General features: G+C 36.3%; 12 protein-coding genes. All 12 read left to right on the top strand.

From position 1 onward, the window contains the following. The first annotated feature begins 65 nt into the window (after nt 1-65). The 12 genes from IEV41_RS06530 (at nt 66) to IEV41_RS06475 (ending at nt 14,168) form a co-directional block, all read left to right on the top strand. Complete coding sequence (locus IEV41_RS06530; RefSeq protein ID WP_188387601.1) at nt 66-653, top strand: phage tail protein; 588 nt, start codon at nt 66-68, stop codon at nt 651-653. Between the two features lie 21 nt (nt 654-674). Beyond that, nucleotides 675-1,136: a hypothetical protein gene (locus IEV41_RS06525; RefSeq protein ID WP_188387600.1), complete on the top strand. Its 462-nt coding sequence runs from the start codon at nt 675-677 to the stop codon at nt 1,134-1,136. 172 nt (nt 1,137-1,308) lie between these two features. Further along, nucleotides 1,309-4,446, top strand: coding sequence for a phage tail tape measure protein (locus IEV41_RS06520; RefSeq protein WP_188387599.1), 3,138 nt, complete (start codon nt 1,309-1,311; stop codon nt 4,444-4,446). Then, nucleotides 4,446-5,210, top strand: coding sequence for a phage tail family protein (locus IEV41_RS06515; RefSeq protein WP_229722159.1), 765 nt, complete (start codon nt 4,446-4,448; stop codon nt 5,208-5,210). The genes IEV41_RS06520 and IEV41_RS06515 overlap by 1 nt, the downstream gene beginning before the upstream one ends. A 10-nt stretch (nt 5,211-5,220) precedes the next feature. Next, nucleotides 5,221-10,023 carry a phage tail protein gene (locus IEV41_RS06510; protein ID WP_188387598.1) on the top strand — a complete coding sequence of 1,601 codons (4,803 nt, stop codon included), beginning with the start codon at nt 5,221-5,223 and terminating at the stop codon, nt 10,021-10,023. A 7-nt stretch (nt 10,024-10,030) separates the two neighbouring features. Continuing rightward, the gene (locus IEV41_RS06505) at nt 10,031-10,348 is read left to right on the top strand and encodes a hypothetical protein (RefSeq protein ID WP_188387597.1); all 318 of its coding nucleotides are present in this window, start codon (nt 10,031-10,033) and stop codon (nt 10,346-10,348) included. Between the two features lie 256 nt (nt 10,349-10,604). Next, nucleotides 10,605-10,910, top strand: coding sequence for a hypothetical protein (locus tag IEV41_RS06500; RefSeq protein ID WP_229722219.1), 306 nt, complete (start codon nt 10,605-10,607; stop codon nt 10,908-10,910). Between the two features lie 37 nt (nt 10,911-10,947). Continuing rightward, complete coding sequence (locus IEV41_RS06495; protein WP_188387596.1) at nt 10,948-11,211, top strand: hypothetical protein; 264 nt, start codon at nt 10,948-10,950, stop codon at nt 11,209-11,211. Between the two features lie 13 nt (nt 11,212-11,224). After that, a complete protein-coding gene (locus IEV41_RS06490; protein WP_188387595.1) occupies nt 11,225-11,434 on the top strand; it encodes a hypothetical protein in 210 nt (69 codons plus the stop codon). Further along, nucleotides 11,434-12,177: an N-acetylmuramoyl-L-alanine amidase gene (locus IEV41_RS06485; RefSeq protein WP_188387594.1), complete on the top strand. Its 744-nt coding sequence runs from the start codon at nt 11,434-11,436 to the stop codon at nt 12,175-12,177. Before IEV41_RS06490 ends, IEV41_RS06485 begins: the two co-directional genes overlap by 1 nt. A 692-nt stretch (nt 12,178-12,869) precedes the next feature. Then, entirely contained in the window at nt 12,870-13,532 is a 663-nt protein-coding gene (locus tag IEV41_RS06480) for an oxidoreductase (RefSeq protein WP_188387593.1), read from the top strand. Between the two features lie 237 nt (nt 13,533-13,769). Then, the gene (locus IEV41_RS06475) at nt 13,770-14,168 is read left to right on the top strand and encodes a CHRD domain-containing protein (protein WP_188387592.1); all 399 of its coding nucleotides are present in this window, start codon (nt 13,770-13,772) and stop codon (nt 14,166-14,168) included. The last annotated feature ends 70 nt before the right edge of the window (nt 14,169-14,238 follow it).

Raw genomic sequence — 14,238 nt, 5'->3', positions numbered from 1 at the left:
CATCGCTAATATGTACAAACCAAAAATAACAAATAAAAGAAATGAAACCTTAGGAGGAAGAAATAATGACAAAAGTTATTGAACAATTTGATGCTGTAACAATCGAGAATGCGAGTATTCAATTTTTAGAGGGAGGAAAGCCACAACCAGGAACTTCTTTTGGGTGTGTTGGGAAACTAGAAGGTGAAACAGAACTGAAAGAAATTATCAAAAAATGTGCTGGAATTGAAGTGAAGAAGATTTCAAGACCACAGAAAATGATTATGACAATTACAGGACATGTTCCGGTTGCAGTTGTTCGTAATATCTTCGGGTTGAAGGCGGATGGTCTTAAGCCAGGTGTATATGCATACGGTTCGAAGTCAAAGGGAACACCGTTTATTTTTACAGCGGACATTGTTGATGAGTTTGAAGATTTAAAGAAAATGATTGCTTTCTCAAACTGTACTTCTACAAGTGGATTGAAGTTAACAATTGAGAACGGTGGAGACGAAGTAGCTGAAATTGAATTGGAATTTACAGCAATGAGTGATAATAGTGGAGAATTTTATTATGAAGCTATTACTGCAGAAGTGGCTGATCCAGAAGTAGTGGCGAAATGGCATACACAATTTACACCAGAGTTAGTAAAAGGATCAGTTGTAGCACCTTAATAATGCAGGAGGAGTGATACTATGAAAATTCAAACAGTGGAATTGAAAGATGTAGAGATTGTAGAAATTGATGGGGAATTTAAGGTTGTGACACGCAATGAAACAACGGTCCCTTGCTATATTACGAATTATGCAACGAAGATGGGGAAAGATTTAGGGTTAATTGAAACGTCTTTACTACAAGGTGTGTTTAAATTGAAGGGGCTTATGGGTTCCGGTTCAGAAGCGAACCAAGACGTGGATGTTAATGCACTTAGCGAAATGGATGAGTTAGAGATGCAAAAGGTCGTCTATTTAGGATGTTTAGGAGCAAATAAGGATTTTGGCGATGACTTTGATACATTCTTAAAACGTTATCATTATTCGTTAGAGGAGACGGTACAATTATATGCCGAATTAATTACTCATTTAACGTCAGCTAACAAAAATAACTTTGCATCCAATTTAAAGAAAAGTACAAAATCACGCTCAAAAAAGAAGTAACACCACCGAAGATAACTGTTGAAAACGTAGAGGACAAGTATGTTCTCTACGTTTTAGTTTATGGAATCGATGCTGAAACTTTTTGGCATATGCCTGCCGGATCGGTGGAAAGAATTGCAGAAGGAAAAGTAGCTTTCGATAGTTGGAAAGCAAATCCAAGGTAGGTGAGATAGTGAAAGATCAAGAGATAAAAGTAACCTTCAAAGCTTTTAACAAAGAATTCAATAAATCTTTAAATGAAATGCAGAAGGAAAGTAGTAAGTTGAAATTAGAGTTCAACTTGTTACAAGAACAATTGAAGTTAAGTGGAACAGAAACGGAAAAACTACAAGCTAAGCTGAACTTTTTTCAACAGTCACAAGGAATTGCTGCTAGACGTGTTGCAGAGACGGGACAACAGCTCTCGAATGCCAAGAACCTATACGGGGAGAATTCAGGAGCAGTAGAGAAACTGACCCGGCAATTGATAACAGCTCAAACAGCTGAACAAAAACTTTCGAACGACGTACAACAAACAAGTAATTCATTGAAACAACAAGGAGTCGTAGCTAGTAAATCAGCAGAACAAATTCAGCAATCTAGTGATAGGTTAAATAGTACAGGAGAAGGATTAAGTGCAACAGTCACAACAGCAGTGGTCGGCCTAGGGGCTAGTTCTGTGAAAGCGGCAATTGACTTAGATAATTCTCAGCGGAAAATACAAAGCGCTTTAGGGCTTACGAAGCAGGAAGCAGAGAGCTTAGGTGATATAGCACAAGGTGTATGGGAAAAAGGATTTGGAGGATCGTTACAAGAGGTAGATAATGCCCTTATTAATGTATTTCAAAATATGCGGGACATTCCACATAGTGACCTTCAAATGGCAACAGAAAATGTATTGACGTTATCGCAAGTGTACGGTGTTAATTTAAACCAATCTACTCGAGCAGCCGGACAATTAATGAATCATTTTGGCTTAACAACGAAAGAGGCATTTGATTTGTTAGCTGCTGGAGCACAAAATGGCTTAGCTTATTCTGGTGATATGTTTGATACGCTGAGTAAATATACTCCGTTATTTAAAGAAGCGGGTTTCACTGCTGATGAAATGTTTATGATATTAGCAAATGGAGCTAAAGATGGTTCGCATAGCATCGATAATATTAATCAACTAGTTCAAGAATTCGGTGGTCTAATCCAAAATGATAAGAAAGAAGTTTCGGATGCATTTGGGCAATTATCGAAAGAAACGCAAGGTGTATGGGATAGTTTTAAAAATGGAAAAGCAACTACTTCTGATGTTTTTAAAGCTGTTCTTGGGGATTTAGGTGAAATGGATGACTCCATGAAAGTGAACAAAATTGGTGCGGCCCTTTTCGGGAAAAAGTTTCAAGAAATGGGTGCGGGAGTTGTATTAGGGCTAGATGATATCCAAGACGGCCTTGGAAATGTGGATGGCCGAATGGAAGACATGAAGACGACGCAAGAAGAAGCGTTTGGTCAACGATTTCAAGGGGCTATAAGAGACTTAGGTGCTGCTTTAGAACCATTAGGTTTAACGTTATTATCCATAGCAGAAACTATCTTGCCGTCTATTGCGAGTGCAGTGCAATCTTTATCAGAAGGATTCAACAATTTGTCTCCAGCTGCACAAAAAATCATTGTCATCGTTGGTGGATTATTAGCTGTAATAGGCCCGTTACTTATAGTGATTTCTTGGATGATGCCACTAATAGGAGCAATAGCGACAGCGTTTAAGGTAACATCAGCAGTGATGTTAGGGATGACAGGTATTGTTATATTAGTTATTGCTGCAGTTGTTGCACTTGTTGTAGCTATTGTTCATCATTGGGATTCTATTAAAGAATGGACCATTAATATATGGAATTCAGTAGGAGAATTTTTAACTGGTCTGTGGGAAGGTATTAGCAATCTAGCTATATTAATCTGGACAGGTATTCAAAGCTTTTTCGTTACTCTTTGGAGTGGCGTGACAGAATTTTTAGTCGGTGTTTGGACAGGAATAGCTGAAGCGGCAAGTATTGTATGGACAGGCATTAGTGAAATGACCATGCTGATTTGGACAGGTATTCAAACTTTCTTTATTACGTTATGGAATAATATCTTAATGTTTATTACTCCGATTATCCAAACTATTTCGAATGTCATTATAGGTGTATGGAATATCATATGGCAAGTAACAACGGCTATATGGGGCTTTGTTACTCAATATTTAATTGCTATTTGGACAGCTATTTTATACTTTGCAATGCATCTATTCCAAGCGATTGTTGACTTTATAAGTGGTGTGTGGACAATGATCTATACTGCTGCAATGATAGCATGGAACTTAATAGTAGAGTTTTTAACGTTAATATGGAATACGATTTTATTTACTGTTACGTTTGTTTTCCAAGCAATCGCTACTTTTATAAGTAATATATGGCTAGGAATACAGACAGTTGCACTAGCAACGTGGAACTTTATCTTAACGATGCTAACAACGATATGGAATTCAATTTTAGCCTTTGCAATGCCTATTTTCCAAGGAATCTCCAATTTTATTAGTGGTATATGGGGTGGCATTAGAGATGTATCTATAAATATTTGGAATTGGATAAGGTCAACGATTACAGGTATTTGGACAGGAATAAATACAGTAGCTTCTAATGTATGGAATGGGCTTATCACTGCGATTATGACACCCGTTAATAACATACGATCTGCCGTTGTTAATGCATTTGAAAGTGTGCAAAGTGGTGTGTTAGGCGTATGGAATGGTATTACAAGTGGAATTAAACTGGCTATAAATGGAATTATCAGAATGATTAATACGTTTATTAATAAGTTCAATGGAGGAGCTGAATTATTAAACCGAATTCCAGGTGTAGATGCTCCGTTAATTCCTAATATTCCACTCCTTGCTAAAGGAGGAAATGTTCTAGGGGATGGTTCATTTATTGCTGGGGAAGCAGGACCAGAGTTGTTCCGTAAGAAAGGGAACAAAGTGTCGGTAACGCCGTTATCTACAAAGGAAAAGTCGCTTGGTATTACAGGACATTTACATTCAATGGTTACTGGTGTAGAAAGTACGATAGCACGATCAATGCAATATTTAGCGAGTTTCATCGTTCCTAATTATAAGGAAGCAGGAGAACGATCACTTTATCAAAAAGAAATTCCCGCTTCCTATGCTATTAATCCTGTCATTAACGTGATAGTGAACAATAGTCTAGATGGACAAGAATTAGCACAAAATCAATTTCCCTACATCAATAAATTTTTAGGTGAGGATACAGATGTGAATATGATCTTTGGAGGGATGAAATAGTGGAAAAGAGTATATTTAATTTTAAAATTCAATATAAAGATGGTTCTATGCTAGACCTTGCGAGTAAAAAATTATTCGTTAGTTCTTTCCATATTTCTTCTCCTACTCCAGAACATAGGACAGATCGACTTGAATCACAAGATGGGGTTATTTACTTTGGTTCAAATATAAAAGAAAGAAAACTCTCAGCAAAGATCTTTGTAGAGGCGGATAATTATTTGGACTTTGACTTATTAAGGGACGAAATATTTACGATTTTTAATCCTTTAGAACCATTTTATATCATAAGAGACTTGCAACCAGATAAAAGAATGTTCGTATCTGTTAGTTCTGATTTTGATGTAGATTATTTAGATTGGGATACGGGAGAATTTGAAATAGATTTCGTCATGTACTCTGGTTATGTAGAATCTAATGAACAAAAGAAGGTTATAAATCAAACCAACAAGTTCAAGATAACGAATGATGGTCATATTCCAATCAATCCAAGTAATAGAGCGCTAGTTATCACATATGTTGGCGCGGGTGATAACTTAACAATTATGAATAAGACTACAGGTGAGAAATTCATGTTGAATGGTGTGCTGAAGACAACAGATACAGTCCGAATTGATGGATTAAGTGTTAAAAAGAATAATTTGAGTGTGTTTAGAAACACCAACAAACAATTTATATCATTAGCAAAAGGTGAGAACGATATTGAAGTAGTGGGAGCGACAGGCGCTTATACGGTTACTTTTGAATATCGTTCTTACTATTTATAGAGGTGATCAGATGCTTGTACTAACAGATGTAAGAGGCACTCAAGAAGCATTTACTGGATTTAAACAACTTAAGAGAAGCCGTAAAGCCAATGGAGATAAATCTATTGGCTTTACGGCACATAAAACGGATTTGAATAAGCATTCTTTTGAGTTATTGAAAATGGAGTCTATTGTTGAATTTGATGGTGAGGAATATGTAATTAAGCAGGCGAAGAAGAAGGGAATGGGCACTGGTTTTTATATGGAGATCAAAGCTATTCATCGTTTTTTTGTAGATATGAGAGATTGTTTTAACTACAAAGAAATAGAGGGTTCTAGAACATTCAACGACGTTCTTACTTTCATCTTTGAAGGCACAGGATATCATTTTAAAATAATTGATTCCTTCTTTACAGCAAGTGTTAAGTTAGGGAAAGATAATTGTTTATCTTTGTTTAAAAAAGCGCTAGAGGCTTATAACGCAGAGTTTTATGTGATTGGAAAAACTGTCTATATCAAACATGAAATTGGCAATAAAACAGACTTCTTATTCAAGTACAACCACAACGTGAAAGCATTAGAAGTAGATATGAATACAAATAAACTATCTACAATTATCCGTGGTTACGGTGGTAAGCAAAAGGAAGATGGAACTTATCCGATTGAAGTAGAGTATAAGAGTCCGAACTTCGTAATATATGGAGAGCGGCATGCTCCTCCTGTTTATGGTGAAGACTATTCTACAAAAGAAGAGATGTTAGAACGCTTAAAAAATGATTTAGTCGATGAAATAGAAATGTCTATAAAAGTAGACTTTGCGGACTTAAGAGCAGCGGGATATAGTTTCAATATGCCATCAGAAGGTGATTATGGATTTATTGATTATGAACCAATGAAGATGGATCTTGAAGCGAGGATTGTCGAAATTGAGGAAGACTTTGATTCTAAATTAGTTCCAATCAAAACTGCTGTTGTTATTTCAAATAAGCAAACAACATTAACTGATACGATTACTCGATTTGAGCATACATCCAAGACTATCGAGAGTATTGTTAAAGGGAAACAACAGTTGCCCTATAATGCTTTGGATGAAGCAGTAAAAGCTGCAACACGATCTATTAAATCAGCAGAAACGGAGCTGGAATTTGAGAATGGTATTGTCGCGGTAAATCCAAAAGATACTAATAAGTTAGTGGCATTTAATAGTAATGGTATCGGTATCTCAAGGGATGGAGGACATACGTTTAGTGAAGCAATAACCCCAGAAGGTATTGTAGCAAGTGCCGGGGTAGTCGGACAGTTTGATGCATCTAATATTAGAGTTGGTCCTACTAGTGTATTTGAAGATGGTTATGATCCTAGCGAGATTGCACAACGTGTAGACGAAGTCGTTAATAATTTCTCGAAAGATGGCGTTATTACAACTGTAGAGAAGAAGTTCCTTACGGCTGAATGGGTTCGTATTCAAAAAGAATTTGAACAACTAATACAGTTATCGTTGGGCTATTGGGAACAAACTATAAAAATAATTGAGAGGGATAACATTAACCTTCGATATGATGAACTACGTAAGTTTTTAACAGTAGATAAAGATACGAACAATAACAAGCCAATCTTAGATGCAACAAACATGATAAAAGATAGCATTATAGACCCTAGTATTTATAAAGTTCGATACATGAATTATTATGATGCAGCAGCGAAGTTGGATAATAAAATTGTGTCTAGGGCCAAAGAGCTTGCAGATCAAGCCCAATCAAATATAGATGAATTAGACATAAAGGTTAATAATATAAAAATCGATGCAAGAAACATAATAGATAACTCTGGTAACTTCGCACAATTAGGTACATGGATAAAAAATGGTGGTAGTCACATTGCTTTAGTAGAAAAAGATGGTGCAAGAGTTGTTGAGGCTGTAGGTTCAATTGTGCAGAATCAGAATTATGCGATAAGGGCAGACACAGAGTATGTTTTGACAACTGAAATAATGTTTAGTAAGGATACACCAATTCAATTCGCTAACCCTATTCACTGGTGGATGCACAATACTACAGATAATACCGTAGGAGCGATGTTACAATACAAACATTTAACTAGCACTACTTTAGCCAAATCGAATGAATGGACTAAGATATCGATTCTTATTAAAACGAAACCGACAATCGTACCAGGTTCATATTTTCGATTTTTTGTATACTCGCCGCAACATTTAACGACAGATAATAAGTATTGGCTTAGATCAGTTAAGTTAGAAGAGGGCAATATGTCAACTGGATGGACACCATCGCAAAAGGATGCAGAAGAGGATTTAAAGCTAATAGATACGCTTGTTGTAGGGTTGAAGAACGACTTATCTACTACTACTCAAAAAATTGACAATATGATGAGCGATAGTATCATGACACCTAATGAAAAACAAGCTCTTATTCACGATTGGAATGGTTATAAACTAGAAAAGACAATTGTCGAGCAGCAAGCAACAACCTACGGAATAACGACTGAACAAATTAATTATACAGATGCTTTTAATGCACTTAATATCGTATTAACTCCGTTATTCGCTAATATGAATGCGGATAGTAATGTAAATGGCATAGATATTCAAAATAAATTAAGTGCGTATATTGAGAAAAAAGCAGAGGTTCTAAAAGCTATTACGGACAAAGCAAAAGCAAATGTTGATGCAATAGAAGTTGGTGGTCGGAATTTATTAAGAGATTCCGATGTTTATATAACGGGAACTAATAACGTAAAACTACTTGATATAACAGAGGCAACATTACTTCGAGGAAAGGAACTGACGTTTAGTGTAGATGTTGAGATAGTTAAAGGGAAAAAGGACTCTAGTACAAATAATCGCATTGGTGTTGAGCTGGAATTTACATTTGCAGATGGAACTAGGCAATGGTTAGGACATTGGGAAATTGTAGAAGATGGTACTAATCGTAAAGGTCGATTCTCGAGAACGTTAAGAGTCACAAATAAAGAAATAAAGTCTGTAAGGGGCGGGATATATGTACAATGTACTGCTGAATTAAGTAGAATAGGTCGTCCTAAGATCGAAAAAGGAAATCGTGCTACAGACTGGTCACCTGCTCCAGAAGATATAGATCAACAAATCAACGATGTGAATGAAAAAGCTAAAAATGTACAAGATACGGTTGCAGAGTTTACTAATGATAATAAGTTAGTAGCGAGTGAGAAAAAACAATTAAAAAAAGAGTGGGATATTATAGTTGCTGAATTGCCAACAACTTTGTTACAAGCAGATACATTTAAAATAACGATAGAAAAAGTAGCATATGAGGCTAGTTATACGGTACTAAAATCATATGTTGAACCATTGCTTTCTAACTTGTCCAACACGTCTAACTTAGAGGGTACTAAGTTAAGAGGATACTTCACTGATTATTATAATAAAAAGACTATATTATTAAAGAAAATCAGTGATGCGGCTAAAGTGTATACGGATAACGAGTTAGATCCAATACGCAAAACGCTTCAAAATATAACATCAGATGGAAAAATAGATGTGACAGAGCGACAATACGTCAAAGATAAAATTATGATGATAATTGGTCAAATCCCTGCTGACACAGCTAACCTACCAACAGTATCTGTTATCGATACGAGTAAGCGTGGAGAGGTTTATTCATGTCGAAAAGAAGCATTGAATGCTGGTATTCCCTCTACTGCAACCCAATATAAAGCAGTAGAGACAGAGTACACCAATTTGAAGACATATCTTGAACCTTTGTCTCCGAAACCTTGGGATACAGGTATAACAAACACAGATAAAGTAATTGATGTTGTAGCGACAACTTGGAGAGATAAATGGCTTAAATATTATTTATCAGTCGATGCATTACGTGAACTAACAGCAGCTAAGTTAAAAAATAATGCCGACGATGCACAAACATCAGCTATCAATGCAGCTAAATTAGATGCAAAAACGAAAGCTGACGAAGCACAGGCCGCGGCTATTAGAGAAGCTACTGCAAAAGCACTAGCAGCAGAAACAGCAGCTAAAGCACATGCAGATGGTAAAGTCACTGCCGAAGAAGCAGCTCGAATAAAACAAGCAAACGATAATTTAGCAGCAGCAAAGAAAGAAGCGGCTGACAAAGCAGCCGCGGCGGAACTAGCAGCAAAAAACGCAGCAGCTTTGGATGCAACTACAAAAGCTAATGCAGCAAAGGACGCAGCTATTAATACGGCTAATAACAATACAAAAAAAATAAGAGAGGATATGCGACTTACATCACCCTTACCTTCGCAAATCGAAATGAACAGCTCTGGTATTACTGCATATGCACAAGGAAATCCTAATAAGTTCGCACGAATAGATCATAGAGGATTTTATGCCAAGGGTGGAGCATTCGCTGTAGAAAGACCTGACGGGGCTATGTGGATAGAAAATGGTGTACCAAGATTTGATTTTACAGTCGATGCGTGCGAACCACCATTTTCTGGGAACGGTCGCGATCAAGTTAAAATTGAAAGTTGGTGGTACACCACAACATACTCAACCTTTCAACCCATAAATTTTTACTCTTTTAGAAGGACAGGGAGATACTTGAAAATACAACTTGTGGGAGGCTCTGATGGCGGTGGCGGACAAGCAATAGAAATTGTAGACAGGTCTGGAAAAGTAGTTTTGGCACAGATAACGCATGGGCATTGGATTGGAAATGGTGGCGAAGGTTTTGAAATCACTGTAGACCTAGGAATACCTACAATGCAGCTCGATTCTATGTATATAAAATTCCGTTCACTTAAAGAAGGTGTTAAAACGTACCTTAGAAAAGGACGAATTTGGTTAGAGGGGTGATTTTAAAATGTTAAATACAGAACAAGTACAAGTGTATATTGACATCGATAGCAATTTGGGAATGGTAAAAAGTCTAATGGGGAAAAATATTATTCCCGATAAACAATACGATATTTTTTTTGTTGTGGATTCATACATCGGACATGATTTAGAAAATTATCGCATCATACAGCTGAACGGAAAATATGAACTAGAAGTAATAGATCAGCAGCGTGAGCAACAGAAAAAAATCGAACTTAATTTTGAAAAAAGTCCCAAACAGTTACAGGAAGAGTATGAAAAAAAACTAGAAGAATTAAAAGCGTTAGAAGAACTTTTGAAATAACAATTAATTTATCAAGCGTGCAATAGCAGGCTTTTTTATTTTATTAAAATCAAACATACAAAAAGGGGAAATTAAAATGACAAATCAAACAGAAAACAATATTAACGTTACACAAGACGGAAATCAATTACAAAATCAAGCTTTAACTCAGGTGACAGCACTTGTAGAACAGCTGTTAAAAAGTTTAACTCAAGTTGCTGCTGGACAAGATGGAGGACAAATTTTAACGAAAGCTATGCCAATCTTAGAGAAATTAATGACACAACTAGCACAAAAGCCAGCTCAACCAAACGAAGATGCAATGCCAGGTAACGATAATAAGTTTATGGAGATTGATGATATCGTTGATAACCTTGTAAATGCAGGAATGATCACGGCTGGTACTTTTACAGTTAATGTTGAATTATTCCGAGGAAGTCCTATCACAGTATCAGTTGTTAAGCCAGGGGAAAAAGATATTACTGTTAAGAAAGACTTGGATGCAGGTGAGTCTATCACAGAAGAAGTTGAGACTGGAGAAAGTGGGGGAAATGAAGTAGAACAACCAAAAGAGGCGCAATAAGCGTCTCTTTTTTTACATGTGAAAAGGGTGAGGAACAGTGGAACTACAGTATTACGAACGTTTAGCTTCTTTAGAAAGTGATATGAAAGCTATTCAAAAACAGAATGATAGAATTGAAACAAAACTAGACGTATACGCGGCGAACTTTGCTACAAAGAAAGAAGTAGAAACGCTAGCTAAACGAGTAGAAGAAATTATTAGGGATAACAAGGCTCAAAAAAGCGCAAAAGAAGCCCGTTTTGTAAGTTGGTGTGCACTAGGAGTGACTATTATTTTAGGTTACTTAAATTATATGAAATAAGGGGAAGGATAATATGGAAGAAAAACTAAAAAATAGAGGTTTGTGGGTTGCATTATTCTCTTTACTTGGCATGATCTTAATGGATACTGTTCCTCATTTCGATATAGGAAGATATGAGCAATATGTCGATCTATTCTTAGTTATTTTAGTCGCAGCAGGAGTCATTTCAAATCCTTCAGCAGGCAAATGGTTTATGGATAATGAAGAGGGCGGTGGCAAGTAATGACGTATGCACTAGTTACTAGTCACGCAGGACATACAGTTGGTGGTGGCGCGCGAGGAAGCGGGTATGAGGAAAGCGTGGTTGCTCGTCAGTTTAACGACTTATTAATCAAGGCATTCAAAAGTGTTGGGCAATCTGTGATAGACACTACAGATAATATTGGGAAAACACAAAGTCAAAACTTAGCCAATTTAGTTCGTAGTTGTAATGCCCATCCTAAGAATGGACGGTTGGATATTTCGCTACATTTAAATGCTGGTGGTGGAACGGGTGTAGAAGTTTTCTACTATGATCAAAAGGAACTAGCAAATAATATAGCAAAAGCAATTTCTGATGTTACAGGGTTACGTAATCGTGGAGGGAAAGTTAACAAAGGTTTGTATGTACTAGCTAGAACAAATGCCCCAGCAATTCTCATCGAACTTGGTTTTATTGATAATGCGAGTGATATGAGTATTTTAATGAATAAGATGCAAGAGGTAGTGAATGCGATTGTGCGAGTGGTTACTAGTAAAGAAGTGCAAGTGAAGAGTAAAACAAAAGTGATTGAAACTGGGGGATTAAATCCGCAAGCAATTAAAGATGTATCTGAGTATTTCTTATCTCATGGCTGGTGGGCCAATATTAGATTCCGCGATGGTATGGCGACCGCAGAAACCGGGGGATTAAGAGACGAAGCTTTAGAAGATTTTAAGAAATGGATGGATAATAGAGGCTGGTGGTACCAGGAGAAAGAGGTATAGGTTTAGAAGCAGTTCTCTAACCATGACGTCTTTATAAATTGTTACTTGCAAAATGTATCATTGTAAAGATGAAAAGAGGGGGATGAAGATCCCCCTTGTAATTATTACTTACTAGTTCAACAAGTAATACGAAATATCCCTGCTTCCGGGAGGAAATCTTTTCTACATAAAATTTGATCTGAAATTATTTGGCGGTATGCAGTGATAGTCCCATCGTGTGAAATTATATGGATTTTTTCACATTGAAATTGCTTGCAATAAGTAAGGAACGTTTGAGCTAGTTCTCTAAATTCGTTTTCAAGTAGCAGGTTGATACCTTGAGACCATAAGTTGAGAGGAAGACCTGTATGAAATTTAACAGATGGGAAATCATGCTTAATGACCTCTAAATCAAGTGTTTTATCGCATGGTAATGTATTTTTATTTAGTAGACAGAGAGTATGTTATCCTTCTCCATGACGGATAAATAATAACTCCACTTCATCCCTCCTTATAAATCGTTAATGAAAATATCCCCATTCTTAATGAACGAAGAGTGTTTTTAAACAATTATAATGGTATAGGTGATAATTTACTTTAAGTAGATTATCTAGAAAAATAACCTTTGTGTAACTTATAATAAGAACAGTATTTGTATTTGAAACAACAAGTAAGTAAAGAATGAGAGTAAAAGAAAAGAGGTACTTACATATATGAATAAACGAACAGCGTTAGTACTGGGGGCAAGTGGATTAGTTGGACAAGAACTAACACAGTTATTACTTAACTCCAAACAATATGGTTCAGTTACTATTTTAGTAAGGAAGCCTTTGCAACTTGAACACGAAAAGTTACAGCAACAACAAGTGGATTTCTCTAATTTAGAAGCGCATAAAGAACTTTTTGCTGTAGATGATGTATTTAGTTGTCTAGGAACAACGATTAAGAAGGCGAAAACGAAGGAGAACTTTAAAAAAGTAGATTATGAGTATACAGTACAAGTTGCGCATCTAGCTGAGCAACAAGGGGTACAAAATTTCTTAGTTATCTCCTCTATGGGAGCAAATGCGAAATCAATCTTTTTCTATTCCCGAGTAAAGGGGGAAATGGAAGAAGCTCTACAAAAGCTATCTATCAAAGGAATCCACATTTTCCGCCCGACATTATTAGTAGGTGATCGAGAAGAGTTTCGCTTTGGAGAAAAAGTGGCTGAGAAAGCATCAGCTTCCATGCCATTCCTATTTAAAGGTTCTTTAGAAAAATATAGACCGATTCAAGCGAAAGAAGTTGCGAAGGGGATGTATACAGTAGCGTTACGTAATGAATCAGGGCTTCATATTTATAATTCGGAACAAATCACAATGATACAAGAATGAAAGGAGAGTATATTCGTCCTTTTATAACAAAATAGAAAGGTGTTATCTGAAAGTTAATGTATTAGCTTAAGGATAACACCTTTTCTTATACACCTTTTGAAAAGGACAAGCATATATTATTGTATAAAAGTTGTCTTATTTATTATGTGACCACCTTTTTCATTTAATAATTATTACAAGCATATTAACAGTAAACGAATCTCTTGGGTGGAAACAACGAAGAGAGGAGTGATATGTGTGTTTGTTGCAAAATTATGTGGTCAAAATGAAGTTCCACCTGTAGTCACAGCTGCTCACGGACAAGCTTTCTTTCATGTAAGTCAAGATTGGCAGAGTCTAGCATTCAAAGTGAAATTATTTGATATAGAAAATGTAGTCGTTGCTCATCTTCATTTAGGTCAACCAGGAGTGAATGGTCCTGTTGTGGCATTTTTATTTGGGCCTATAACAAATCCAGTTTCAATCGAATGTGCAGTTTTTACAGGAACACTTATTCAAAGCGATCTAGTCGGGCCACTAGAAGGACTTTCGATTGCTGATCTTGTGAGGGAAATTTGTGCTAGGAATATTTATGTGAATGTTCATACTGTGCAAAATCCTAGTGGTGAAATTCGTGGTCAAGTGTATCAGTGTTAGGTAGGAGTTCATTAGAAGAATAGCTTCACAGTTAGTTAAGTTTACTAACTGTGAGGCTGTTTTTTTATTA

This window comes from Priestia taiwanensis (assembly GCF_014638355.1).
GTDB lineage: Bacteria > Bacillota > Bacilli > Bacillales > Bacillaceae_G > Priestia_D > Priestia_D taiwanensis.
The sequence above is the reverse complement of the archived record's forward strand: the minus strand, read 5'-3'. Positions and strand labels throughout refer to the sequence as shown.